Source organism: Acidovorax sp. (genome assembly GCF_047607405.1).
In the GTDB taxonomy this organism is placed as follows: domain Bacteria; phylum Pseudomonadota; class Gammaproteobacteria; order Burkholderiales; family Burkholderiaceae_C; genus Acidovorax.
Window position 1 is genome coordinate 24,086 of the sequence record NZ_JASGDA010000098.1, and the last position, 25,098, is coordinate 49,183.

A 25,098-nucleotide genomic window follows, 5' to 3' on the forward strand; every position below is an offset into this window, starting at 1 on the left:
CATGGCCGGCATAGGTTTCGAGCTGCGCCGCATGCTGCGCAGAAATACCCTGGTGAGCCTGGTGCAGGCCTACACCTACGCGAGCGTCATCGGCTCCGGGCCTTGGGTGTTCTCCATCGTGGGCATCCTGCTCATCGGTATCTTCAGCGCCAGCGTAGTCATCCCCTCGGTGCTGGTCACGCAGTTCCAGACCTCGGTCACCTACCTCGTCGCCAGCAGCCTGATTCTGACCGGGCTGGTGCAGCTGGCCTTCACCCGCTACGTCTCCGACCGCCTGTTCGAGAAACGGCGCGACCGCATCCTGCCCAACCTGCACGGCCTGCTGCTGGTGGTCATGTTGACGGCCAGCGCCCTCGGCACGCTCGCGCTGTTCGTGGTGCTGCCGGGCGAGGGGCTGCTGTACCGCATGCTCATGCTCGCGGGCTTTGTGGTCATGTGCGGCGTGTGGGTGCTGACCATCCTGCTGTCGGGCATGAAGCGCTACAAGGTCATCGTGGCGCTGTTCGCCGGGGCCTACGCGCTCATCGTCGCCGCCGCGCTGCTGCTGCGCCCGTGGGGGCTGGAGGGGCTGCTCGCCGGCTTCACCATCGGCAATTTCGTGCTGCTGGCGGGCATGTGGGTGCTGATCGTGCGCGAGTTCAACCCCGAGGGCCGCCTGATCGCCTTTGACTTCCTGCGGCGCGATTTGCTCTATCCCTCGCTGATGGTCGTCGGCCTGCTCTACAACCTGGGCATTTGGGCGGACAAGTTCATGTTCTGGTACTTCCCGCCCACCTCGGACGGCATCATCGGCCACCTGCGTGCGTCCATCATCTACGACCTGCCCGTATTCTTGGCCTATCTGTCCATCATCCCCGGCATGGCGGTGTTCCTGGTGCGCATCGAGACCGATTTCGTCGAGTTCTACGACAAGTTCTACGACGCGGTTCGCAGCGGCGGTTCGCTGGAATACATCGAGTCCATGCGCGACGAAATGGTTTACTCCATCCAGCAGGGCCTGTCAGAGATCGCAAAGATCCAGACCCTGGCCGTCCTCATTACGCTGGTGGCGGGTCCGTCCATTCTCTCGCTGCTGGGCATCTCGCGCCTGTACCAGCCGCTGCTGAACGTGCAGGTGGTGGGCGCCGGGCTGCAGGTGGGGTTGATGGCCGTGCTCAACGTGTTCTTCTATCTCGATCAACGTCGCATCGTGCTGCTGCTGTGCCTGCAGTTCGTGCTGCTCAACGTCGCGCTTACCGGCCTGACGCTTTGGGCGGGCGCTGCGCTCTATGGCTATGGCTTCGCGGTGGCCACGCTGTTGACACTTTGTACGGGCTTGCTGCTGCTGTCGCGGCAGCTCAACCGGCTGGAGTACGAGACTTTCATGCTCCAATGAGCCTTTTTCGCCGCCGCCCACCATGCGCCTACTCCTTGCCACCGCCTTCGCCCTGTCCACCCTTCTCACCGCCTGCGGCGGCGGCAGCAGCGGCGGTAGCGGAGGCGATGCCAACGAGCAGGCCCCATCAGGCAGCAACCGTGTGAGCGTGCAGTTCACCGAACCGGAGGCAGGAGTCGTCTTCACCACCGGCCAGCCTCTGGCCGTGGCCGCGCGTGTGACAGCGGATGGCGCCAATGCCGCCGACGGTACCGCCGTGCAATTCAGCACCGCATCTGTGTCCGCCAGCGGCATGACGAGTGCGGGCCTGGCCACGGCCAGCCTGAGCGGCGTACCCGCCGGGCGTCAGTCGCTGCAGGCCACCGCCGTGGCGGGCGGCAGCACGGCCAGCACCACGCGCACCGTGTACCTGCGCCCGGCGCCCTCGGCTCTGCAGGTGCTCCTGCCCGCCTACTTCTACCCGACAGGCAGCGGCGCCACGGCGTGGGCGGCCATGATCGCGGGCGCGGCGGCCTACCCGGGCGCACGCATTACGGCCATCCTGAACCCATCCAACGGCCCGTCCAGCAGCGCCGATTCCATCATTGCCAGCACCGCCAGCAGCTTCGTGAACGCGGGTGGCCAGCTGGTTGGCTACGTCAAGACTGGCTGGGGCCAGCGCTCGGCCAGCACCGTCAAGAACGAAATCGACGCCTACTTCAGCTACTACCCAGGGCTGATCCGGGGCATCTTTCTGGACCAAATGGCCGCCACCAGCACCGAACTGGCCTTCTACGAGGACGTTTACCAGTACATCAAGGCCAAGGATTCCAGCCTGCTTGTGATCGGCAACCCCGGCGCCATTCCGGTGGCAGACTATGCCCAGGCGACCGACGTGCTGGCCACATTCGAGGGCAAGGGGAGCACCTACGCCAGCTATGACCCACGCACGCTCGCGACCGACTGGGTCTATACCCAGTCCAACGCCAAGCAGGGCGCACTGATCCATAACGTCGCCGACTGCGCGGCCATGCAGACGGCGCTGCAGGCCGCCGCCTCGGCGCGCAACCAGGCGGGTTGGGTGTACATGACCGACCGCGAGTACGAGCCCAGCACCGGCGTGGGCAACCCCTGGGGCGGCCTGCCCACGTACTGGACCGCTCTGCTGGACGCGGTGCAGCGCACCAACGCAGGGCAGGCACTGGCGCCCTGCGCCTGATGCTCTGGCCAGAATGGCGTCAATGGCAGGCGGCTGGGTTCAGCGCAGGCTCAGGCGCTGCCAGCCCTGCCACTGCCCGCCCGGCGCCACGGTGATGGGCGTCATCACCTGGGCCGCCTCCACGCACAGCATGCGGGCATGCCCGCCGGTCGGCAGGTCGGCCAACGCCTTGTCTCGGCCAGGATTCCAGACAACGGTCTGGGCCCAGCTCGGGCTTTGCGCGATGGACAAGGCGTGCGCCCCGTCGCGCAGCAGTAGCGGCTCGGGCGTGGCCTGGTAAACGCGGTCGAATTCGGCGTCGAAACGCAGGGGGCTGACTCCCGTGGCGTGGCTATCCGTCACGGCGTCCCATTCGGGCTGGCCCTGCAGACCTTCGAGCCGGACATGCGCGATGTCGTCCACGGCGAAATAGGTGTGGAGAGCCCCGGTGAAGGTCAGCGGCTGCGCATCGGTGTTGCGCACGTCCAGGGTCAGCTGCAACTCGCCCGGGGTCAGTTCCAGCCGCAGCCGGGCTTCAAAGTCCTGCGGCCAGTAGGCGCGCGTGGCGGGGCCAGCGGCCAGGCGCAGCACCAGGCGCCCTTGCCCAGCCTCCAGCACCTGATCTTCGAGCGCCCAGGGCAGGTTGCGCGCGAAACCGTGCTTGGGCAGCGCACCGCGCAGATTGAACTGAGGAAAGCAAACCGGCACGCCGCCGCGGATGGCGCTGCGGCCATCGAAGGCGCTGGCCGGGCTGAGGTAGAGCCTCTCACGACCGCCCGCGACCCAGGACACGGCGTGCGCGCCATGCCGCAGCACGCGCAGGCTGTCGCCGCAGGGCAGGCTCAGGACGATGGCAGGCTGGCCGCGAAAGGCTTCGTGGCGCAGCGTGGCTTCAGCCATTGAGTTCGTCGGCGCGCGCCTGCGCTGCGGCGAAGTCCAGGTCGCCGCTGTAGATGGCGCGGCCGCAGATCACGCCTTCCACGCCCTCGTCTTCCACGGCGCAGAGCTGCTCGATGTCGGCCATGTTCGACAGCCCGCCCGAGGCGATGACGGGGATGGACAGCGCCTGCGCCAGCTTGACCGTGGCCTCGATGTTGATGCCAGAGAGCATGCCGTCGCGGCCGATGTCGGTGTAGATGATGGACTCGACGCCCCAGTCCTCGAACTTCTTGGCCAGGTCGATGACCTCGTGGCCGGTGAGCTTGCTCCAGCCGTCGGTGGCGACCTTGCCGTCCTTCGCGTCCAGGCCCACGATGATGTGGCCGCCGAAGGCGCTGCAGGCGTCCTTCAGGAAGCCGGGGTTCTTGACCGCCGCCGTGCCGATGATGACGTAGCGCAGGCCGCCGTCGATGTATTTCTCGATGGTGTCCAGGTCGCGTATGCCGCCGCCCAGTTGCACGGGGATGTCGTCGCCCACCTCTTTCAGGATGGACTTGATGGCGCTGTAGTTCTTGGGCGTGCCCGCGAAGGCGCCGTTCAAATCCACCAGGTGCAGGCGGCGCGCGCCCGCATCCACCCACTTGCGCGCCATGGCGGCGGGGTCTTCGCCGAAGGTGGTGGATTGGCCCATGTCGCCTTGCTTGAGGCGTACGCAGTGGCCGTCCTTGAGGTCGATGGCGGGGATGAGCAGCATGGTGGACTTCAGGGGTTCCAGTGGAGGAAGTTGCGGTAAAGGGCGAGTCCGTGCTCGGCGCTCTTTTCCGGGTGAAATTGCGTGGCAAAAATATTATCGCGTGCGATGGCGCAGGCAAATATCGCGCCATAGTCCGCCTCGCCCGCGACGTGCGCCGCGTCGTGCGGGCGCACGTAGAAGCTGTGGACGAAGTAGTAGTAGCTGTTGTCCGGCACGCCTGCCCAGACGGGGTGGGCTTTTTGCCGCACCTGGTTCCAGCCCATCTGCGGCACCTTGTAGCGGCTGCCGTCGGGCTGGGTGCGGCCTGCCAGGTCGAACTTGTGGACCTCGCCATGGATCAGGCCCAGGCCCGGCGTATCACCCTCGGCGCTGTGGTCCAGCAGCATCTGCATGCCCACGCACACGCCGAACAGCGGCTTGGACGCCGCCGCTTCGAGCACCGATTCGCGCAGGCCCGAATCGCGCAGCTCGCGCATGCAGTCGGGCATGGCGCCCTGGCCGGGCAGCACGATGCGCTGGGCGGCACGCACCTCTTCGGGGCGCTGGGTGACCACCACGGTCCAGCCGCTGCCCTGCGCGGCGGCCTGCACGGCCTGCGAGACGGAGCGCAGGTTGCCCATGCCGTAGTCCACCACGGCGACGGTTTTTGCTTCTATATTCATAGCTGCCAGCGCTTGCCAGATAAGCGTTAGAGGCCGATTTGGCTTGAAATTTTTACAAAGAACCCTTGGTGGACGGGACGACGCCCGCCGAGCGCGGGTCGCGCTCCAGCGCGGCGCGCAGCGTGCGGCCGAACGCCTTGAAGATGGTCTCGCACTGGTGGTGGGCGTTGAAGCCCTTGAGGTTGTCGATGTGCAGCGTCACGCCCGCGTGGTTCACGAAGCCCTGGAAGAACTCATACACCAGCTGCGTGTCGAGCTGGCCGATGCTGCCCGCCGTGAACTTCACGTCCATGTGCAGCCCCGGACGACCCGAGAAGTCCACCACCACGCGGCTCAGGGCCTCGTCCAGCGGCACGTAGGCATGGCCGTAGCGGCGGATGCCCTTCTTGTCGCCCACGGCGCGCGCGAACGCCTGGCCCAGGGTGATGCCCACGTCTTCCACCGTGTGGTGGCCGTCGATGTGCAGGTCGCCCTCGCAGTCGATGCTGAGGTCGATCAGGCCGTGCCGCGCGATCTGGTCGAGCATGTGGTCGAAGAAGCCGATGCCCGTGTGCAGGCTGGCCTGGCCCGTGCCGTCGAGGTTGACGCGCGCGGTGATGCGCGTCTCGGCGGTGTTGCGGCTGACCTCGGCGATGCGGTCGGCCAAGGAGTCGGGCGTTGCTGCGGAAGGGACGAGTGCGGATGAAGTCATAACGAGGCTTGCAGGGCAGCCAGCATCTGTGCGTTGTCTTGAGCGCTGCCTACCGTGAGGCGCAGGCAATTGGCCAGCAATGGGTGCATTGTAGAAACGTTCTTGACCAGCACCTTGCGGTTTTTCATGCCTTCGTGGGTTTTCGCAGCGTCTGGCACGCGCACCAGCACCATGTTGGCCTCGCTGTCCCACACCTTCTGGATGCCCGGCATGCGGCGAAGCTGCTCGACCAGGGTCGTGCGCGCGGCGCGCAGTTCCGCCGCCTGCGCGGCGAACACGTCGACGTGCTCCAGCGCGAACAACGCGGCCTCGCAGTTGAGCACGCTCACGTTGTAGGGCGGGCGCACCTTGTCGATCTCGGCCACCAGCGCGGTCGGGCCAATGAGGTAGCCCAGGCGCACGCCTGCCAGGCCGAACTTGCTGAGCGTGCGCATCAGCAGCACGTGGCCATGGCGCGCGGGCTCGGCGCGGATGTTGTCCAGCCAGCTGCGGCGGGCGAAGGGCTGGTACGCCTCGTCCATCACCACGATGCCGCCCTGCGCGGCCACGGCGTCGATGATGCGCTGCACCGCGCCCTCGTCCCACAGCGTGGCCGTGGGGTTGTTGGGGTAGGCGATGTAGGTGATGGCGGGCTTGTGCTCGCGGATGGCGGCGAGCATCGCGGCCTCGTCCAGCTCGAAATCCGCCGTGAGCGGCACGCCCACGAAGTCCAGCCCCTGCAACTGCGCGCTCATCGGGTACATCACGAAGCCCGGCATGGGCGCAAGCACCACGGCACGCTGGCCAGGCTGCGCGCAGGCCGTGGCCAGCAGGGTGATGATCTCGTCCGAACCGTTGCCCAGAATGATGGCGCTGCCTTCGGGCGCGCCCGCATGGGTAGCCAGCGCAGCCTTCAGGTCGTTCTGCCGCGCGCCAGGGTAGCGGTTGACGGGCAGCGCGCCCAGCCGCTCGCCCAGCGCCTTTTGCAGCGCGGGGGGCAGGCCGAAGGGGTTTTCCATCGCGTCCATCTTCAAATAGCCGGTGGCGTCGGCGACGGAGTAGGCGTGCATGGCGCGCACGTCGGGGCGGATGCGGTCTAGCGGAGAAGTCATGGGGCTGCGGGCAGTTCGTCCGGGGTGGACAGAAAGGGGTTGAGGATGGTGAGCGAATCGACCTGCTGGCCGTGCTGCAGGTCTTCGGTCAGCAGGTAGGCGCAACCTTGCTCTTGCGCGGCGGCCAGCATCAGGCAGTCCCAGTAGCTATAGGCGGTGTCGTCCTGAATGGCCCATGCCAAGTCCACCGTGGCCTCGTCCACCGCAAGCGGTTGCCAGCGGCGATAGCTGCTGACCAGGGCGCGGGCCTCTTTGACCGGCAAGCTGGGGGCCACGCGGCGGAGGTTGGCGTACAGCTCATGCAGCACCTGCGTGCTGATGCGGCCCGCACGGGACTGCCAGCACCACGCGAGCCATGCGGAGGCAGCGCTTTGCTTGGCGGGGTCGCGGGGGTCCTGCGCGTAGAGCAGGACGTTGGTGTCAACGAAAACGGTCGAGTCGCTCGGCATAGATCTCATCGCGCCGCAGGTAGGTTCCCTCGAACGGCAGGGGCTTGAACTTCAGCGCCTCGCGCATGGCCTGCCCGTAGGCATCGTCACGGCGCATCTTCTCGGCCAGCATCTCGCCCACCAGCCGCGACACGCTGGTATTGCGCTTCGCCGCCTCGATGCGCGCCCATTCGAGCGCGCTGTCTTCGACGGTGATGGTGACGTTTTTCATGGAAATCAGTTTACACGAACTTCGTGTTACACGAAATTCGTGCTTGCTAATGCCAGTTGCATGCCTTTACCGATAGTCCACTTGATGCGTGCGGCAGTACTGCAAGCCGCCAAAGCGGCGCTCGCTGCCCCAGCAGAATCGACCCTCCGCATAACTGATCTTGGCATCACAGGCACAGCAGACCAACTTGCCCTTGCGCGGATCAGTCAGTCCTTGAGGCATGGTTTTGACCTCAGCATGCGATGTTGTGGGCAAGGGCTTTTGATCCTTCGCCTTTGCCTTTGCCTGCCGGTATTCCTTCTGATGAGCCATGCAAAGCATCGCGCCATCAAACCTGTCGGCGTTGTTGGTACAAAACGCCTGCTCGGCAGCAGAAAGAGGTTTAGCGCAGGTTGCGCAAACGGTCTGATGAGCAACAGGCTTTGCTACTTGTGGCTGCCTTGCCGCAGATGACAAGGGAACCACCGCCGCGTCCACCTTTTCACGCGGCTTCATGAATTCAGGCAACGCCAGCAAATCCTGCGACCGATGCTGTCGACACAGCAACTGTGCCCACTCCTTGACCGTATCGGCCCCACGCACATTGGCAAACAAGCTCAACGTCTTGATCACCGAAAGCTCGCCGTGTACATACTTCTCGCGCCATGATGCAAACTGATCTGCTTTGATCACATTGGACGAGTCAAACACATCCCGCACAGGGCGATGGATATGCGCCTTGGGATTGACGAGCACTACATGCCGGAACTCAGGCTCCTTCTGGATACGTCCGCTAATGCCCAGCCGAGCCAAAAGTTTGACCAGCACGTTTTGGTGTCTGCGGCTTTGCTCCAGTGGTGAAGGAATCCCCCAGGGCTTTCCCTTGCCATACGAAACGGAGAATTCACCAAACTCATTGATGTGAAGATCGCCGTTGTATTGCTTGGTCTCCAACAGATAGAAAACGAAACCACGCGAAATCAGCAAGTGGTCGATCTGCGCCACGTCTCCGTCAACATTCAGGCGCAGATCGTGAATGACCGCAAGGTTGTCATCTGATGCGAAGTGGTTGTCGAGGTAGTGCGCGGCATCACGCTCGCCGCGTATGCCTTCTCTCAGTGCCCACAACTCTCTCACTAACCAAGCCTGCTGATCGCTGTCCAGCATGGGGGATTCCTGCAAAGACTCCAGCAGCGCCAGACGCTTGCTCTTGTCGTCTGCGGACTTGATAAGCATCCAACTCTCCTCAGCCTTTCAACCGCATCTCCGCAGCCTGCGCGTGCGCCTGCAAACCTTCGCCGTAAGCCAGTTCGGCAGCGATGGTGCCCAGCACTTGCGCGCCCTGTTCGCTCACTTCGATGAGGCTGCTGCGCTTCTGGAAGTCATAGACACCCAGCGGCGACGAGAACCGCGCCGTGCCGCTGGTGGGCAGCACGTGGTTGGGGCCTGCGCAGTAGTCGCCCAGGCTTTCGGACGTGTACGCGCCCAGGAAGATCGCGCCCGCGTGGCGCAGCAGCGGTTCCCAGCGGTGCGGGTCGCGGCTGCTGACCTCCAGATGCTCGGGCGCGATGCGGTTGCTGATGGCGCAGGCTTCTTCCATATCGCGTGTCAGGATCAGCGCGCCCCGGCCTGTGAGGCTCTTGGCGATGATCTCGGCGCGGGGCATGGTGGGCAGCAGGCGGTCGATCTCGCGCTGCACGGCTTCGATGTATGCGGCGTCGGGGCACAACAGGATGGACTGCGCCAGTTCGTCGTGCTCGGCCTGGCTGAACAGGTCCATCGCCACCCAGTCGGGCGGCGTGGTGCCGTCGGCCAGCACCAGGATTTCAGACGGCCCCGCGATCATGTCGATGCCCACGGTGCCGAACACGCGCTTCTTGGCGCTGGCGACGTAGGCGTTGCCGGGGCCGGTGATCTTGTCCACCTTCGGGACCATGGCGGTTCCGTAGGCCAGCGCCGCCACGGCCTGCGCGCCGCCGATGGTGAAGGCGCGCGTGACGCCCGCCACGTAGGCGGCGGCCAGCACGAGTTCGTTGCGCTCACCCTGCGTGGCGGTGGCGTCGCCCGTGCCCCCCGTAGCCACGCTGCCGCGCACGGGCGTGGGCACGACCATGATGATTTCCTGCACGCCGGCCACGTGCGCGGGGATGGCGTTCATGAGCAGGCTGGACGGGTACGCAGCCTTGCCGCCGGGCACGTAGATGCCCACGCGGTCGAGCGGTGTGACCTTCTGGCCGAGCAGCGTGCCGTCTTCGTCGCGGTAGCTCCAGCTCTCGCCGCTGGCCTTCTTCTGCGCCTCGTGGTAGCTGCGCACGCGCTGGGCGGCGGCTTGCAGCGCGTTGCGCTGGGCGGCGGGAATGGCGTCGAACGCGGCCTTGAAGTCGGCCTGGGTCAGCTCCAGCGCGGCCATGGACGGGGCGCTGAGGCCGTCGAAGCGGGCCGTGTATTCGAGCACCGCCGCGTCGCCGCGTTTTTGCACGTCGGCCAGGATGTCGGCCACGCGCTGCTCGATGGCGGCGTCGGTGTCGGCGGACCAGTGCAGGCGCCGGGCAAAATCTTGCTCAAAAGTGGCGCTGGCGGTTGATAGACGGGCGGGAGCAGCTACTAATTTCATAGTCATTCAATCTCCAGATCAGAGGCGTTCTGCACGTAGAACTCGTGCAGCTTGGCCCGCAGCAGGGCCTTGTCGGGCAGTTGGGTCTGGTATTCGGCGATCAAGGCGGGCGAGGTGCTGCGGCTCAGTGCGTATTCGACGACTTCGTCGTCCTTGCTGGCGCACAGCAGCACGCCGACGGCGGGGCGCTCGTGGGGCTTTTTCACGTCGCGGTCGAGGGCTTCGAGGTAGAAGTTGAGCTTGCCCAGGTATTCAGGCTCGAAACGGCCTACCTTGAGTTCGATGGCGACCAGGCTGTTCAGGCCGCGATGGAAAAAGAGCAAGTCCAGCGCGAAGTCGCGCCCGCCGACCTGCACGGGGTATTCGCTGCCGACGAAGCAGAAGTCGCGGCCCAGCTCGATCAGGAAGTCCCGGAGCCGGGCCAGCAGGCCACGGTGCAAGTCGGCCTCGGCGTGGCCTGGGGGCAGGCCGAGGAATTCGACGACGTAGCTGTCTTTGAAGACGCTGGCAACGTCGGAATGAATTTGTCTCGCCAATGGTGAGACTTTTGCGGGAGTCAAAACAGTGCGCTCGAACAGGGCTGTCTTGAATTGCCGCTCAAGTTCTCGGCTACTCCATTTCTCCTGCGCGGCCATCCGCAGATAAAACTCGCGCTCCTCGGGGCGCCTGCTCTGGCCCAGGATGATGAGGTGATGCGTCCAGGACAATTGTCTCGGCAGTGATGAGACAAATTCCCCATGGGGGTATGCCTCGTAAAACTGCCGCATCCGGAACAGGTTGGCACGGGTGAATCCCCGCAACCCTGGCTGCGTCTGCGCCAGATAGCGCGCCAGTTGATCGACCACCCCATCGCCCCATTCCGCCGCCGCGATCTTGCGGCTGATGCGCTCTCCGATCTGCCAGTACAGCCCGATCAGCGCGGTGTTGACCGCCTGCACGGCCTGCTGCCGGGCGGTGGCGATCAGGCCCGCGATATCGGCGAAGTCGGCTGGCGGCTGGGTCATGGCCTTAGCTGACGGCCCCGGCAAAGGCGTCGATGATGCGCCGCAGCGGGGCCTGCTTCAGCTTCAAAGCGGCCTGGTTGACGACGAGGTGGGAGCTGATGTCCATGATGCGCTCCACCTCGACGAGGTGGTTGGCCTTGAGCGTGTTGCCGGTGGAGACCAGGTCCACGATGGCGTCGGCCAGCCCGGTGAGCGGCGCCAGCTCCATGCTGCCGTACAGCTTGACCATGTCCACGTGTACGCCCTTGCTGGCGAAGAAGTCGCGGGCGATGGAGGTGTACTTGGTGGCCACCTTCAGGCGCGAGCCCTGCTTGACGGCGCGCTCGTAGTCGAAGTCGCTGCGCACGGCCACGCTGACGCGGCACTTGGCGATGCGCAGATCCAGCGGCTGGTACAGGCCCTGGCCGCCGTGCTCGATGAGGGTGTCCTTGCCGGTCACGCCCAGGTCGGCGCCGCCGTACTGCACGTAGGTGGGCACGTCGGTGGCGCGCACCAGCACCACGCGCACGTCGCTCTGGTTGGTGGGCAGGATGAGCTTGCGCGACTTTTCGGGGTCTTCCAGTACCTCGATGCCTGCGGCGGCGAGCAGGGGCAGGGTTTCGTCGAAGATGCGGCCCTTGGAGAGGGCCAGGGTGATCATCGTCATGCTGTTGTGATCCGTTCAATGTCGGCGCCGATGCCGCGCAGCTTGGCTTCCATGCAGTCGTAGCCGCGGTCCAGGTGGTAGATGCGGTCCACCACGGTCTCGCCCTCGGCCACCAGGCCCGCGATGACCAGGCTGGCCGAGGCGCGCAGGTCGGTGGCCATGACGGTGGCACCCGAAAGGCGTTGCCCGCCCTCCACCACTGCGACTTTGCCGTTGGTGATGATGTGCGCGCCCAGGCGGACCAGTTCGGCCACGTGCATGAAGCGGTTCTCAAAAATGGTTTCAGTGATCGTGGAACCGCCCTGCGCCACGCAGTTCAGCGCCATGAACTGCGCCTGCATATCAGTCGGGAAGCCGGGGTATTCGGTGGTGCGGAAAGACTGGGCCTTGAGCGCACCGCCCAGCGCGCCGGGCGAACGCACACGCACGCCGTCAGGCACGGACTCCACCGCCACGCCAGCCTCGCGCAGTTTCTCGATCACGGCGTCGAGGTGGTCGGCACAGCCATGGCGCAGCAGCACGTCGCCGCCCGCAGCGGCCACAGCGCACAGGAAGGTGCCAGCCTCTACGCGGTCAGCCACCACGCGGTGGGTGCAGCCGTGCAGCCGCTCCACGCCCTGGATGTGGATTCGACTGGTGCCGTGGCCTTCGATCTTTGCGCCCATGGCGATGAGCATTTCGGCCAGGTCGGAGATTTCGGGCTCCTGCGCGGCGTTTTCGAGCACCGTCTCGCCTTGCGCCAACGTTGCGGCCATGAGCAGGTTTTCGGTACCAGTGACGGTGACCATGTCGGTGGTGATGCGCGCACCCTTGAGCCTCTTCGCGCGGGCGACGATGTTGCCGTGCTCGAACTCGATGCTCGCGCCCATCATTTTCAGTCCCTTGAGGTGCTGATCCACAGGGCGCGCGCCGATCTCGCAGCCGCCGGGCAGCGATACGTTGGCCTCGCCAAAGCGCGCCACCAGCGGCCCCAGCACCAGGATGGAAGCGCGCATGAGCTTCATGAACTCATAGGGTGCCTCGTGCGAGCGCAGGTCGCTGGCATCGAGGACGAGGCGCGAGCGGGCTTCATCCTCGAACCGGCTGCGCGCGCCCATGTGGTCGAGCAGGCGCAGCGCGGTCTTCACGTCCTGCAGACCGGGCACGTTGGTGAGCGTGACGGGGTCCGCCGTAAGCAGGCTGGCGAAGATTTCCGGCAGGGCGGCGTTCTTGGCGCCGGAGACGTGTACCTCGCCCTGCAAGGTGCGACCGCCGCGGATCAGGAGTTTGTCCATAAATATTGGTTAAATTGGCCTCTAGCGCTTATCCATAAAGCACCAGCAGCTATCAATAAGTGAGTAACTACGACTGCGCCGCCCATTCGGCGGGGGTGAAGGTCTTCATGGACAGCGCATGCACCTCGTCCGTCTGCATCCTGCTGCCCAGCGTGGCATAGACGCGCTGGTGGCGCGCAATGGGGCGCTGGCCCTCGAACTCGGCGGAGACGATGGTGGCGTACCAGTGGCGGCCATCGCCTTCCAGCGCGATGTGCTCGCAGGCCAGGCCCGCGCGGATGAGGTCTTTGAGTTGGTCGGCGGTCATGGTCAGTTCCGAATCTTGTAGCCGGTGCGCAGCAGGTACACCGCCAGCGCGCTCACGGCCAGCCAGGCCGTGCCGACGATGGCGAGACTGAGCCACGGCGAGGCGTCGCTCTGCCCGAAGAAGCCGTAGCGGAAGCCGTCGATCATGTAGAAGAACGGGTTGAGGTGGCTCACCGCCTGCCAGAACGGCGGCAGCGACTGGATGGAGTAGAACACGCCCGACAGAAAGGTCATGGGCATGATGAGGAAGTTCTGGAACGCCGCGAGTTGGTCGAACTTGTCGGCCCACAGCCCCGCCACCAGCCCCAGCGTGCCCAGCAGCGCCGCGCCCAGCACGGCGAACACCAGCACCCATGCCGGTGCGGCAAACTCGGGCCGCGCAAACGCCAGCGTGACGATGAACACCCCCAGCCCCACCACCAGCCCGCGCAGGGTGGACGAACCCACGTAGGCCCAGAACCAGGCCCAGTGCGACAGGGGCGTGAGCAGCACGAACACCAGGCTGCCCATGATCTTGCTCTGGATGAGGCTGGACGAGCTGTTGGCAAAGGCGTTCTGCAGCACGCTCATCATCACCAGGCCGGGCACCAGGAAGGCGGTGTAGCTGATGCGGTCATAGACCTTCACGTGGTCTTCGAGCACGTGGCCGAAGATCAGCAGGTACAGCACCGCCGTGAGCACGGGCGCGGCCACGGTCTGGAAGCTCACCTTCCAGAAGCGCAGCACTTCCTTGTGGAACAGGGTCTGCCAGCCGGTCATGCCGCCTGCCCCATGACTTGCAGGAACACGTCTTCCAGGTCGGGGCGGCGTATCTCCATGTCGTGCACATCCACGCCCGCCACGCGCAGGGCGGCCAGGTGGCGCTCGGTCTCGGCGGCGTCGTGCGCGGGCAGTTGCACGATGCGGCCCGTGACCCGCGCCACGGCGGCCAGCGGCGGCGGCAGGGCGGTGTCGGTCTTGAACTGCAGCACGCTGCCGGATGCGGCCTGCAGCAGCTCGCTGGTACGGTTGAGCGCGACGATGCGGCCCGACTTGAGCATGGCGATGCGCCCGCACAGCGCCTCGGCTTCTTCCAGGTAGTGCGTGGTCAGCAGCACCGTGTGGCCCTGCTTGTTCAGGCGCGCGACGAAGTGCCAGAGCGTCTGGCGCAGCTCCACATCGACCCCCGCCGTGGGCTCGTCGAGCACGATGATGGGCGGCTTGTGCACCAGCGCCTGCGCCACCAGCACGCGGCGCTTCATGCCGCCCGAGAGCTGCCGCATGTTGGCCGTGGCCTTGTCGGCCAGGCCCAGGTTTTCCAGCAGCTCGTCGATCCAGGCGTCGTTGTTCTTCACGCCGAAGTAGCCCGACTGGATGCGCAGCGACTCGCGCACGTTGAAGAAGGGGTCGAACACCAGCTCCTGCGGCACCACGCCGAGCTGGCGGCGGGCGGCCGCGTAGTCGGCCTGCACGTCGTGGCCCAGCACGGCCACGCGGCCGCTGGTGGCGCGCGACAGGCCCGCGAGGATGCTGATGAGGGTGGTCTTGCCCGCGCCGTTGGGGCCGAGAAGGCCGAAGAACTCGCCTTCCTCGATGTCCAGGCTGACATCGTTCAGTGCCTGGAAGGGGCCCTTGGGCGTGGCGAAGGTCTTGGAGACGGCTTGGAAGGAAACGGCAGGCATGAAGCCCGCGATTTTACGGCCTTGCACCCCGGCGCGCTGGCCGGTGCGCGCGTCAAGCCACGGGCGTGAGCAGCAGCCCCACGCCGTACAGGCCCGCCAGGCTGCGCAGGCTGGGGGGCAGGCCCTGCACGGCAAAGGTCTTGCCCTCGTCGATGGCCTCGCGGCGGCACTCCAGCAGCACCGCCAGCGCCGAGGTGTCGTACACCGCCAGCGCGTGCGCGTCCACCACCACGCCGGGCTCGCGGTGCGCCTTCAGGCCCTGCAGCAGCATGTGCAGGCAGGCGGTGGCCTGGCGGTGGGTCAGCTCGGCGGGCAGGACCAGCATGTCGTCAGCCCTTGGTGGCGGCGCTGTTGCTCTTGTTGCGCGCGGCCAGGGTCTCGATCAGGCCGTCGATGCCCTTGGCGTTGATCTCCTGCGCGAACTGGCCGCGGTAGGTCTCCACCAGCCACACGCCCAGCACGTTCAGGTTGTAGATCTTCCAGCCCGCGCCGTCGCCGGGCGTTTTCTCCAGGCGGTAGTCGAGCTGCACCGGGTCGCCGCGGCCCACGATCTCGGTGCGCACCAGCACGTCCTTGTCCTCGGGCGCGGCGCGCAGGGGCTTGACCTGGATGGTCTGGTCGTTCACCTGCGCCAAGGCGCCCGCGTAGGTGCGCACCAGCAGCACCTTGAATTCGTCCTGCAGGCGCTTTTGCTGCTCGGGCGTGGCCTGGCGCCAGCCGGGGCCCACGGCGGCGGCGGTCATGCGGCGGAAGTTGACGTTGGGCATCACCGTCTTGTCCACCAGCGCGACGATGCGGTCCACGTCGCCGCTGCGCAGTGCCTTGTCGGACTTGATGGTGGTCAGCACGTCGGTCGAAAGGCGCTTGATCAGCGCATCGGGCGCCTCGTCCGCCGCCAGGGCGGCGCTGGACAGCCCCCAGGCGGCGGCGGTGGCCAGGCACAGGGCAAGGGTGCGTCGGTTCAGGGTCATGGTCGCTTCCTTTCAGGGTTCTTTGGGTAGCACGCCGTCGTTGGAGTTCCCCTCCTCGCCGTCGTCCGCCCGTCCGTTCACCTGGTTGTTGCGCACCTGCAGGTACACGTCGCGGGTGAAGCTGTATTTGTCCAGCGCCGCGCTGTCGAGCACCGAGCTGGCGCGCAGCAGGTTGGCGCGCACGTCCACGGCGCGCAGCACGTGCAGGGCGTTGCGGTCCGACACCGGCGTCACCCGGCCCACCAGGTCGCCCTTCCAGTCCACGGGCAAGGCCAGCGCGTCGCGCACGGTGGACGGGCCCAGGACGGGCAGCACCACGTAGGGGCCTGTGCCCACACCCCAGTGCCCGAGCGTGAGGCCGAAGTCCTGCTTGTAGCGCTCAATGCCCATCTCGCTGGCCACGTCGAGCACGCCGCCCAGACCGAAGAAGGTGTTCACGTTCACGCGCATGAAGCTGGACGCCGCTGCCTCGCCCTGCAGCTGCAGCGCGTTGTTCACGAACGACCACACGTCGCCGATGTTGGCGAAGAAGTTGCCCACGCCGGTGCGCACGGGCGAGGGCACGGCGTTCCTGTAGGCCGTCGCCATGGGCTTGAGCACCATGGTGTCCACGTGCTCGTTGAAGCGGGTCATGCTGCGGTTGTAGGGCTCCAGCGGGTCGCGCGGGTCCGGGTGGGCCACGGTGGTGGCGCAGCCCGCGAGCAGGGCCACGGCCAGCCCGGCGAGCAGGCGCGCGGCGGCGCTGCGCAGGTTCATCGTCGTTGTCGTCATTTCTTGCTGCCTTCTTCGGCCTTGCCGTAGAGGAACTGGCCGATCAGATTCTCCAGCACCACGGCGGACTGCGTGGCCGTGACCAGGTCGCCTTCGGCCAGGTTCTTTTCGTCGGCCCCGGCCTCGATGCCGATGTACTGCTCGCCCAGCAGGCCGCTGGTCAGTATCTTGAACGAACTGTCCTTGGGGAAGGCGTAGCGGTTTTCGAGGGCCAGCGTCACGCGCGCCTGGTAGGTCTTGCCGTCGAACGCGATGGATTCCACGCGCCCCACCACCACGCCCGCGCTGCGCACCGCCGCCTGGGGCTTGAGGCCGCCGATGTTGTCGAAGCGCGCCGTGATGCGGTAGCCGGGCTGGAAGTTCAGGCTCAGCAGGTTGGCCGACTGCAGCGCCAGGAACACCAGCGCCGCCGCGCCCAGCATGACGAACAGCCCTACCCAGAGATCGTTCTTGCTTCGTTGCATTTTTTATCTACCTCTCAAATGCTGAACATCATGGCCGTGAGGACGAAGTCCAGCGCCAGCACGGCCAGCGACGCCATCACCACCGTGCGCGTGGTGGCGCGCGCCACGCCCTCGGGCGTGGGCCGGGCGGCGTAGCCTTGCAGCAGCGCCACGAAGGTGACGGTGAAGCCGAACACCACGCTTTTGAGCACGCCGTTGCCCAGGTCGCGCCACACGTCCACGCCGCCCTGCATCTGGCTCCAGAAGGCGCCGTGGTCCACGCCGATCATCAGCACGCCCACCACCCAGCCGCCCAGCACGCCCACGGCGCTGAACACCGCCGCCAGGAGCGGCATGGTGATGACGCCCGCCCAGAAGCGCGGCGCCAGGATGCGGTGTACCGGGTCCACGGCCATCATCTCCATGGCGCTCAATTGCTCGCCCGCGCGCATGAGGCCGATCTCGGCCGTGAGCGAGGTGCCCGCGCGCCCGGCGAACAGCAGCGCCGCCACCACCGGCCCCAGCTCGCGCAGCAGCGACAGCGCCACCATCAGCCCCAGCGCCTCGGACGAGCCGTAGCGCTGCAAGATGTAATAGCCCTGCAGCCCCAGCACGAAGCCCACGAACAGGCCCGACACGATGATGATGGCGAGCGAGTAGTTGCCCAAAAAATGGATCTGGTCGCGCACCAGCGCGGGCCGCGCCAGCGTGGGCCCGGCCAGCCGCAGCAGCTGCGCGAACAGGCGCGCCGCCATGCCGATGTCGGCCAGCTTGCTGCGCACCGCGAAACCCACGTCGGACGGCTTGTACCAGCTCATGGCGTGCGCCCCCCGAACCCGCCGAAGTCCTGCTCCACCGACGGCCCGGCGTAATGGAACGGCACCGGCCCCGTGGGCAGCGCGTTGACGAACTGGTGGACCAGCGGGTCGCTGCTGGCGCGCACCTCGTCGGGCGTGCCCTGCGCGGCCACCACGCCCGCGCCGAGGATGATGACGTGGTCCGCCAGGCGGAAGGTCTCCTCCAGGTCGTGCGAGACCACGATGCTGGTCAGCCCCAGCGCGTCGTTGAGCTGACGAATCAGCTGCGCGGCCGTGCCCAGCGAGATCGGGTCCAGCCCCGCGAAGGGCTCGTCGTACATCACCAGCTCCGGGTCCAGCGCGATGGCCCGCGCCAGCGCCACGCGCCGCGCCATGCCGCCGGAAATCTGGCTGGGCATGAGGTCGCGCGCGCCGCGCAGGCCCACGGCGTGCAGCTTCATCAGCACCACGTCGCGGATCAGCGATTCGGGCAGATCGGTGTGCTCGCGCAACGGAAAGGCCACGTTCTCGAACACCGAGAGGTCGGTGAACAACGCCCCGAACTGGAACAGCATGCCCATGCGCCGCCGCGCCGCGTACAGCTGCGCCGTGTCCATGCGGCCCACGTCCTCGCCGTTGAGCAGCACCTGGCCGCTTTGCGCCCGCCGCTGGCCGCCCAGCAGGCGCAGCACCGTGGTCTTGCCGCCGCCCGAGGCGCCCATGAGCGCCGTGACCTTGCCGCGCGGCACGGTCAGCGAAACGTCGCGCAGGATGTCGCGTTCGCCATACGAGAACGTGACGTTGCGCAGCTCCGCCAGGACGGGAGAAACAGACATGCGGGAGGGGATGGGTCGAAGAAGGAAAAGGGTATTGTCGCGGCTCGGGGCAACCCCTGGGTGTGCGATGGTAACCGAAACATACATTCACGTATGTTTGCTTTGATTTTGCTATTCTTTAGATAGCAGTATGCGCTTATACAGCAAGCTCTAGAGGCACTTTTGACCACAAAAAACAACGGCGCCCTGGGGCGCCGTCGTAGCCTGTGCCGGGCGATCAGCGCGGCAGGTCGGAGTAGCCCATCAGGAACTCGTCCACCGCCCGCGCGGCCTGGCGCCCTTCGCGGATGGCCCAGACCACCAGCGACTGGCCCCGGCGCATGTCGCCCGCCGCGAAGACCTTGGGTACGCTGGTGGCGTAGCCGCCGTCGAAGTCAGTCGTGGCCTTGGCGTTGCCGCGCGCGTCCTTGTCGATGCCGAAGGCGTCGAGCACGGCGGCCACCGGGCTGACGAAGCCCATGGCGAGCAGCACCAAGTCGGCCTTGTATTCCTTCTCGGTGCCAGGCACCTCGACGAACTTGCCGTCCTTGAATTCGACCTGCACGGTCTTCAGGCCCGTGACCTTCTTGCCGTCGCCGATGAATTCCTTGGTGGCGATGGCGAATTCGCGGTCGCAGCCCTCTTCGTGGCTGGAGCTGGTGCGCAGCTTGGTGGGCCAGTAGGGCCACACGAGCGGCTTGTTCTCCTGCTCGGGCGGCATGGGCATCAGCTCGAACTGCGTGACGCTGACCGCGCCGTGGCGGTTGCTGGTGCCCACGCAGTCGCTGCCGGTGTCGCCGCCGCCGATGACGATGACGTGCTTGCCGTCGGCGCGCAGTTGGCCCTTGAGCTTGTCGCCCGCGTTGACCTTGTTCTGCTGCGGCAGGAACTCCATGGCGAAGTGGATGCCGTCCAGGTCGCGACCGGGCACGGGCAGGTCGCGGCTTTGCTCGGCGCCGCCGGTCAGCAGCACGGCGTCGAAGTCTTTTTGCAACTGCTCGGGCGTGACCGTTTCCTTGGCCCAGTTGGTGACTTTGCTGCCTTTGCCCAGGCCGTCCTTGCCCGCCACCAGCACGCCTGTGCGGATGGTGACGCCTTCGGCTTGGAGCTGCTCCACGCGGCGGTCGATGTGCGACTTTTCCATCTTGAAGTCAGGAATGCCATAGCGCAGCAGGCCGCCCACGCGGTCGTTCTTCTCGAACAGCGTCACGTCGTGGCCTGCGCGGGCGAGCTGCTGCGACGCGGCCAGGCCTGCGGGGCCTGCGCCGACCACGGCGACTTTCTTGCCGGTCTTGTGCTTGGCAGGCAGGGGCTTGACCCAGCCTTCTTCCCACGCGCGGTCGATGATGGCGTGCTCGATGCTCTTGATGCCCACCGCGTCGTCGTTGATGTTCAGCGTGCACGCGGCCTCGCAGGGCGCGGGGCAGATGCGGCCCGTGAACTCGGGGAAGTTGTTGGTGCTGTGCAGCACGGCGATGGCGCTCTTCCAGTCCTGCTGGTAAACGAGGTCGTTGAAGTCCGGAATGATGTTGTTGACCGGGCAGCCGTTGTTGCAGAACGGCGTGCCGCAGTCCATGCAGCGCGCGCCCTGGATCTTGGCCTGCGCGGCGTCCAGCCCGATGACGAATTCCTTGTAGTGCTTCAAGCGCTCGCCCACGGGCTTGTAGCCCTCTTCGATGCGCTCGTACTCCATGAAGCCGGTGGTCTTGCCCATGATCGTGGTGTCCTTGTTCTCGTGGGTTTTACTTGGCGGCGACGGCGACAGGTTTTGCTACTTCTTTGGTAGCTGCTGGCGCTTGTCCAGCCTGCGCTAGAGCCATTTTTTGCTCATGAATTTCGCCCAGGGCGCGCTTGTACTCGGTGGGGAACACCTTCACGAACTTGGCGCGGGACGCGGCCCAGTTGTCCAGGATTTCGCGGGCGCGCTTGCTGCCCGTCCAGCGGTTATGGTCTTCCAGCAGCTTCTTCAGTTGCGCCTCGTCGGTCTGCCCGCGGTGCCAGATGCCGGGGGACATGGTGGCGGTCTGCTCATCGGCGGGCAGCACGCGCTCCAGCGTCACCATGGACAGGTTGCAGCGGGTGTGGAACAGGCCGTCCTCGTCATACACGTAGGCCACGCCGCCGCTCATGCCCGCGGCGAAGTTGCGGCCCGTCTTGCCCAGCACGGCCACGGTGCCGCCGGTCATGTATTCGCAGCCGTGGTCGCCCGTGCCTTCCACCACCGCCGTGGCGCCCGACAGGCGCACGGCAAAGCGCTCGCCCGCCACGCCGCTGAAATACGCCTCGCCGCTGGTGGCGCCATACATCACCGTGTTGCCCACGATGGTGTTGCGCACCGCGTCGCCACGGAAGTCGATGCTGGGGCGCACGACCACGCGGCCGCCCGACAGGCCCTTGCCCGTGTAGTCGTTCGCGTCGCCGATCAGGTACAGCGTGATGCCGTTGGTGAGGAAGGCGCCGAACGACTGCCCGCCCGTGCCTTCGAGCTGGATGCGGATGGTGTCGTCGGGCAGGCCCTCGGGGTGCACGCGCGTCACGGCGCCCGAGAGCATGGCACCCACGGAGCGGTTGACGTTGCGCGCCACCTCGATGAACTGCACGCGCTCGCCGTTCTCGATGGCGGGCTTGGCGCGCTCGATGAGCTTGCGGTCCAGCGTGTTCGTGATGTTGTGGTCCTGGACATGAACGTGGTAGCGCGGCACGTCGGCGGGCACGTTGGGCTGCGCGAACAGACGGCTGAAGTCCAGGCCCTTGGCCTTCCAGTGGGCGATGCCCGCGCGCATGTCCAGGAGGTCGCTGCGACCGATCATGTCGTCGAACTTCTTGATGCCCAACTGGGCCATGATCTGGCGCACTTCCTCGGCGATGAAGAAGAAGTAGTTGACCACGTGCTCGGGCTTGCCCGAGAACTTGGCGCGCAGCACCGGGTCCTGCGTCGCCACGCCCACGGGGCAGGTGTTGAGGTGGCACTTGCGCATCATGATGCAGCCCTCCACCACCAGCGGCGCGGTGGCGAAGCCGAACTCGTCCGCGCCCAGCAGCGCGCCGATGGCCACGTCGCGGCCCGTCTTCATCTGCCCGTCGGCCTGCACGCGCACGCGGCCGCGCAGGCGGTTGAGCACCAGGGTCTGCTGCGTTTCGGCCAGGCCGATCTCCCACGGGCCGCCCGCGTGCTTGATGGACGACCAGGGCGATGCGCCCGTGCCGCCGTCGTGGCCCGCGATGACCAGGTGGTCGCTCTTGCACTTGGTCACGCCCGCCGCGATGGTGCCCACGCCCACTTCGGACACCAGCTTGGTGCTGATGCTGGCGTGCGGGGCGACGTTCTTCAGGTCGTGGATGAGCTGGGCCAGGTCTTCGATGGAGTAGATGTCGTGGTGCGGCGGCGGCGAGATCAGGCCCACGCCGGGCACGCTGTGGCGCAGCTTGCCGATGTAGTCGGACACCTTGCCGCCGGGCAGCTGCCCGCCCTCGCCGGGCTTGGCGCCCTGGGCCATCTTGATCTGGATCTGGTCGGCGGACGACAGGTATTCCGCCGTCACGCCGAAGCGGCCCGATGCCACCTGCTTGATGCGCGAACGCAGCGAGTCGCCGTCCTGCAGGGGCAGGTCCACCTCGACGTTTTCCTCGCCGATCACGCTCTTCAAGCTATCGCCCTGCTTGATGGGGATGCCCTTGAGTTCCTGGCGGTAGCGGCGCTGGTCCTCGCCGCCCTCGCCGGTGTTGCTCTTGCCGCCGATGCGGTTCATGGCGACGGCCAGCGTGGCGTGGGCTTCCGTCGAGATGGAGCCCAGCGACATGGCGCCGGTGGCGAAGCGCTTGACGATCTCCTTGGCGGGTTCCACCTCGTCGATGGAGATCGCCTTGGACGGGTCGATCTTGAACTCGAACAGGCCGCGCAGCGTGAGGTGGCGGCGGCTCTGGTCGTTGATGATCTGCGCGTATTCCTTGTAGGTGTTCCAGTTGTTGGCGCGCGTGGAATGCTGCAGCTTGGCGATCGCGTCGGGCGTCCACATGTGGTCTTCGCCGCGCGTGCGCCAGGCGTATTCGCCGCCCGCGTCCAGCATGGTCTCCAGCACCGGGTCGTCGCCGAACGCGGCCTTGTGCATGCGGATGGCTTCCTCGGCGATCTCGAACACGCCGATGCCTTCCACGCGGCTCGCGGTGCCGGTGAAGTACTTGCCCACCGTCTCGGTGTTCAGGCCGATGGCCTCGAACAGCTGCGCGCCGCAGTAGCTCATGTAGGTGGAGACGCCCATCTTGGACATGATCTTGGACAGGCCCTTGCCGATGGCCTTGACGTAGTTGTAGATGGCCTTGTCGGCCGACAGGTCGCCGCCCAGGTCCTTGTGCATGTCGGCCAGGGTTTCCATGGCCAGGTAGGGGTGGACGGCCTCGGCGCCGTAGCCGCCCAGCACGGCGAAGTGGTGTACCTCGCGCGCCGTGCCCGTCTCCACCACCAGGCCCGCCGTGGTGCGCAGGCCCTCGCGCACCAGGTGCTGGTGGATGGCCGACAGCGCCAGCAGCGCGGGGATGGCGACCTGCGTGGGGCTCACGGCCCGGTCGCTGATGATGAGGATGTTGGCGCCGCCCTTGATGGCGTCCACCGCCTGCGCGCACAGGGACGCGAGCTTGGCCTCGACGCCCTCGCGGCCCCAGTCCAGCGGGTAGGTGATGTCGATGGTGGCGCTCTTGAACTTGCCCTGGGTGTAGTGCTCGATGTGGCGCAGCTTGGCCATGTCGGCGAAGTCCAGCACGGGCTGGCTCACTTCCAGCCGCATCGGCGGGTTGACCTGGTTGATGTCCAGCAGGTTGGGCTTGGGGCCGATGAACGACACCAGGCTCATCACGATGGCCTCGCGGATCGGGTCGATCGGCGGGTTGGTCACCTGCGCGAACATCTGGCGGAAGTAGTTGAACAGCGGCTTGTTCTTGTCCGACAGCACGGCCAGCGGGCTGTCGTTGCCCATGGAGCCGATGCCCTCCTCGCCGTTCTTGGCCATGGGGGCGAGCAGGAACTTGATGTCCTCCTGCGTGAAGCCGAACGCCTGCTGGCGCTCCAGCAGCGGCAGGGGCGCGGACTCGGGGCCGTTGGCGACGCTGCCGCCCACGCTGTCGAGCTTGATGCGCAGGTTCTCGATCCACTGCTTGTAGGGCTTGGTGTTGACGACGTTGGCCTTGAGCTCGTCGTCGTCGATCATGCGGCCCTGCTCCAGGTCGATCAGGAACATCTTGCCCGGCTGCAGGCGCCACTTGCGCACGATCTTGTTCTCGGGCACGGGCAGCACGCCCGACTCGGACGCCATGATGACCAGGTCGTCGTCGGTGATGCAGTAGCGCGAGGGGCGCAGGCCGTTGCGGTCCAGCGTGGCGCCGATCTGGCGGCCGTCGGTGAACACGATGGACGCGGGGCCGTCCCACGGCTCCAGCATGGCGGCGTGGTACTCATAGAAGGCGCGGCGGCGCTCGTCCATGGTGGTGTGCTGCTCCCACGGCTCGGGGATCATCATCATCACGGCCTGGCTGATGGGGTAGCCCGCCATGGTCAGCAGTTCCAGGCAGTTGTCGAAGGTGGCGGTGTCGGACTGCCCCGCGAAGCTGATGGGGTAGAGCTTCTTCAGGTCCGGCCCCAGCACGGGCGAGGCCATCACGCCCTCGCGCGCCTTCATCCAGTTGTAGTTGCCCTTGACGGTGTTGATCTCGCCGTTGTGCGCCACGTAGCGGTACGGGTGGGCCAGCGGCCACTCGGGGAAGGTGTTGGTGGAAAAGCGCTGGTGTACCAGGCCGATGGCCGAGACGCAGCGCTCGTCCTGCAAATCGAGGTAGTAGGCGCCCACCTGGTCGGCCAGCAGCAGCCCCTTGTAGACCACGGTGCGGCTGCTCATGCTGGGCACGTAATACTCTTTGCTGTGCTTGAGCTTGAGGTTCTGGATGGCGGCGCTGGCCGTCTTGCGGATGACGTAGAGCTTGCGCTCCAGCGCGTCCTGCACGATCACGTCGTTGCCGCGACCGATGAACACCTGGCGCAGGATGGGTTCCTTCTTCTTCACGGCGGGCGACATGGGCATGTCGCGGTTCACCGGCACGTCGCGCCATCCCAGCAGCACCTGGCCCTCGGCCTTGATGGCGCGCTCCATCTCCTGCTCGCAGGCCATGCGCGAGGCGTGTTCCTTGGGCAGAAAGATCATGCCCACGCCGTATTCGCCTGCGGGCGGCAGGGTCACGCCCTGCCTGGCCATCTCCTCGCGGTACAGCGCGTCGGGGATTTGGATGAGGATGCCCGCGCCGTCGCCCATCAGCGGGTCGGCGCCCACGGCGCCACGGTGGTCGATGTTCTCCAGGATCTTGAGCGCCTGGGTCACGATGTCGTGCCGCTTCACGCCCTTGATGTGGGCCACGAAGCCGAGCCCGCAGGCGTCGTGCTCGTTGCCCGGTGAGTACAGGCCGTGCTGTTGCAGGTGCTGGATTTCGGCAGCCGTGGTCATGGCGCTCTCCTCAGATTGTTTTCGCAGGGAGCGCAAGAATAGT

General features: G+C 66.4%; 25 protein-coding genes. 2 read left to right on the forward strand and 23 right to left on the reverse strand.

The window, feature by feature from the left end; all coding sequences use genetic code 11:
- Window position 1: 1 nt before the first annotated feature.
- Entirely contained in the window at window positions 2-1,375 is a 1,374-nt protein-coding gene (gene pelG, locus QM569_RS11610; RefSeq protein ID WP_414987386.1) for an exopolysaccharide Pel transporter PelG, read from the forward strand.
- Window positions 1,376-1,397: 22 nt separating this feature from the next.
- A complete protein-coding gene (locus tag QM569_RS11615) occupies window positions 1,398-2,573 on the forward strand; it encodes a spherulation-specific family 4 protein (protein WP_414987387.1) in 1,176 nt (391 codons plus the stop codon).
- Window positions 2,574-2,612: 39 nt separating this feature from the next.
- Here QM569_RS11615 and QM569_RS11620 read toward each other — a convergent pair whose 3' ends face one another.
- The 23 genes from QM569_RS11620 to QM569_RS11730 form a co-directional block, all read right to left on the reverse strand.
- The gene (locus tag QM569_RS11620; RefSeq protein WP_414987388.1) at window positions 2,613-3,452 is read right to left on the reverse strand and encodes a D-hexose-6-phosphate mutarotase; all 840 of its coding nucleotides are present in this window, start codon (window positions 3,450-3,452) and stop codon (window positions 2,613-2,615) included.
- Entirely contained in the window at window positions 3,445-4,185 is a 741-nt protein-coding gene (gene hisA / locus QM569_RS11625) for a 1-(5-phosphoribosyl)-5-[(5-phosphoribosylamino)methylideneamino]imidazole-4-carboxamide isomerase (RefSeq protein ID WP_414987389.1), read from the reverse strand. Before hisA ends, QM569_RS11620 begins: the two co-directional genes overlap by 8 nt.
- A gap of 8 nt (window positions 4,186-4,193) precedes the next feature.
- Window positions 4,194-4,847, reverse strand: a complete 654-nt coding sequence (gene hisH, locus QM569_RS11630) for an imidazole glycerol phosphate synthase subunit HisH (RefSeq protein WP_414987390.1) — start codon at window positions 4,845-4,847, stop codon at window positions 4,194-4,196.
- 52 nt (window positions 4,848-4,899) lie between these two features.
- Window positions 4,900-5,538 (reverse strand): imidazoleglycerol-phosphate dehydratase HisB, encoded by a 639-nt coding sequence (hisB, locus tag QM569_RS11635; protein ID WP_414987391.1) that lies wholly within the window; start codon window positions 5,536-5,538, stop codon window positions 4,900-4,902.
- Entirely contained in the window at window positions 5,535-6,629 is a 1,095-nt protein-coding gene (gene hisC / locus QM569_RS11640) for a histidinol-phosphate transaminase (protein ID WP_414987392.1), read from the reverse strand. The genes hisB and hisC overlap by 4 nt, the downstream gene beginning before the upstream one ends.
- Window positions 6,626-7,078 carry a PIN domain-containing protein gene (locus QM569_RS11645; RefSeq protein ID WP_414987393.1) on the reverse strand — a complete coding sequence of 151 codons (453 nt, stop codon included), beginning with the start codon at window positions 7,076-7,078 and terminating at the stop codon, window positions 6,626-6,628. The genes hisC and QM569_RS11645 overlap by 4 nt, the downstream gene beginning before the upstream one ends.
- Complete coding sequence (locus QM569_RS11650) at window positions 7,050-7,289, reverse strand: CopG family transcriptional regulator (RefSeq protein ID WP_414987394.1); 240 nt, start codon at window positions 7,287-7,289, stop codon at window positions 7,050-7,052. The genes QM569_RS11645 and QM569_RS11650 overlap by 29 nt, the downstream gene beginning before the upstream one ends.
- A 66-nt stretch (window positions 7,290-7,355) precedes the next feature.
- A complete protein-coding gene (locus QM569_RS11655; RefSeq protein ID WP_414987395.1) occupies window positions 7,356-8,504 on the reverse strand; it encodes a nuclease-related domain-containing protein in 1,149 nt (382 codons plus the stop codon).
- 10 nt (window positions 8,505-8,514) lie between these two features.
- On the reverse strand, window positions 8,515-9,882 hold the full coding sequence (hisD, locus tag QM569_RS11660; RefSeq protein ID WP_414987445.1) for a histidinol dehydrogenase: 1,368 nt from the start codon (window positions 9,880-9,882) through the stop codon (window positions 8,515-8,517).
- Between the two features lie 2 nt (window positions 9,883-9,884).
- The gene (locus QM569_RS11665; RefSeq protein ID WP_414987396.1) at window positions 9,885-10,886 is read right to left on the reverse strand and encodes a PDDEXK nuclease domain-containing protein; all 1,002 of its coding nucleotides are present in this window, start codon (window positions 10,884-10,886) and stop codon (window positions 9,885-9,887) included.
- A gap of 4 nt (window positions 10,887-10,890) precedes the next feature.
- Window positions 10,891-11,526, reverse strand: coding sequence for an ATP phosphoribosyltransferase (gene hisG, locus QM569_RS11670; protein ID WP_414987446.1), 636 nt, complete (start codon window positions 11,524-11,526; stop codon window positions 10,891-10,893).
- 2 nt (window positions 11,527-11,528) lie between these two features.
- Entirely contained in the window at window positions 11,529-12,806 is a 1,278-nt protein-coding gene (gene murA, locus QM569_RS11675; protein WP_414987397.1) for a UDP-N-acetylglucosamine 1-carboxyvinyltransferase, read from the reverse strand.
- Window positions 12,807-12,873: 67 nt separating this feature from the next.
- Window positions 12,874-13,113, reverse strand: coding sequence for a BolA family protein (locus QM569_RS11680; protein ID WP_414987398.1), 240 nt, complete (start codon window positions 13,111-13,113; stop codon window positions 12,874-12,876).
- Window positions 13,114-13,115: 2 nt separating this feature from the next.
- Window positions 13,116-13,871 (reverse strand): ABC transporter permease, encoded by a 756-nt coding sequence (locus QM569_RS11685; protein ID WP_414987399.1) that lies wholly within the window; start codon window positions 13,869-13,871, stop codon window positions 13,116-13,118.
- The gene (locus QM569_RS11690; protein ID WP_414987400.1) at window positions 13,868-14,773 is read right to left on the reverse strand and encodes an ABC transporter ATP-binding protein; all 906 of its coding nucleotides are present in this window, start codon (window positions 14,771-14,773) and stop codon (window positions 13,868-13,870) included. Before QM569_RS11690 ends, QM569_RS11685 begins: the two co-directional genes overlap by 4 nt.
- Window positions 14,774-14,825: 52 nt before the next feature.
- The gene (locus QM569_RS11695) at window positions 14,826-15,098 is read right to left on the reverse strand and encodes an STAS domain-containing protein (RefSeq protein WP_414987401.1); all 273 of its coding nucleotides are present in this window, start codon (window positions 15,096-15,098) and stop codon (window positions 14,826-14,828) included.
- A 4-nt stretch (window positions 15,099-15,102) separates the two neighbouring features.
- The gene (locus tag QM569_RS11700) at window positions 15,103-15,744 is read right to left on the reverse strand and encodes an MlaC/ttg2D family ABC transporter substrate-binding protein (protein WP_414987402.1); all 642 of its coding nucleotides are present in this window, start codon (window positions 15,742-15,744) and stop codon (window positions 15,103-15,105) included.
- A gap of 12 nt (window positions 15,745-15,756) precedes the next feature.
- The gene (locus tag QM569_RS11705) at window positions 15,757-16,515 is read right to left on the reverse strand and encodes a VacJ family lipoprotein (protein WP_414987403.1); all 759 of its coding nucleotides are present in this window, start codon (window positions 16,513-16,515) and stop codon (window positions 15,757-15,759) included.
- Window positions 16,512-16,979: an outer membrane lipid asymmetry maintenance protein MlaD gene (gene mlaD, locus QM569_RS11710; RefSeq protein WP_414987404.1), complete on the reverse strand. Its 468-nt coding sequence runs from the start codon at window positions 16,977-16,979 to the stop codon at window positions 16,512-16,514. The genes QM569_RS11705 and mlaD overlap by 4 nt, the downstream gene beginning before the upstream one ends.
- Before the next feature lie 14 nt (window positions 16,980-16,993).
- Window positions 16,994-17,776 (reverse strand): lipid asymmetry maintenance ABC transporter permease subunit MlaE, encoded by a 783-nt coding sequence (gene mlaE, locus QM569_RS11715; RefSeq protein WP_414987405.1) that lies wholly within the window; start codon window positions 17,774-17,776, stop codon window positions 16,994-16,996.
- Window positions 17,773-18,591, reverse strand: coding sequence for an ABC transporter ATP-binding protein (locus QM569_RS11720; protein WP_414987406.1), 819 nt, complete (start codon window positions 18,589-18,591; stop codon window positions 17,773-17,775). The genes mlaE and QM569_RS11720 overlap by 4 nt, the downstream gene beginning before the upstream one ends.
- Before the next feature lie 217 nt (window positions 18,592-18,808).
- Window positions 18,809-20,284, reverse strand: a complete 1,476-nt coding sequence (locus QM569_RS11725; RefSeq protein WP_414987407.1) for a glutamate synthase subunit beta — start codon at window positions 20,282-20,284, stop codon at window positions 18,809-18,811.
- A gap of 28 nt (window positions 20,285-20,312) precedes the next feature.
- A complete protein-coding gene (locus tag QM569_RS11730) occupies window positions 20,313-25,055 on the reverse strand; it encodes a glutamate synthase-related protein (protein WP_414987408.1) in 4,743 nt (1,580 codons plus the stop codon).
- Between the last annotated feature and the right edge of the window lie 43 nt (window positions 25,056-25,098).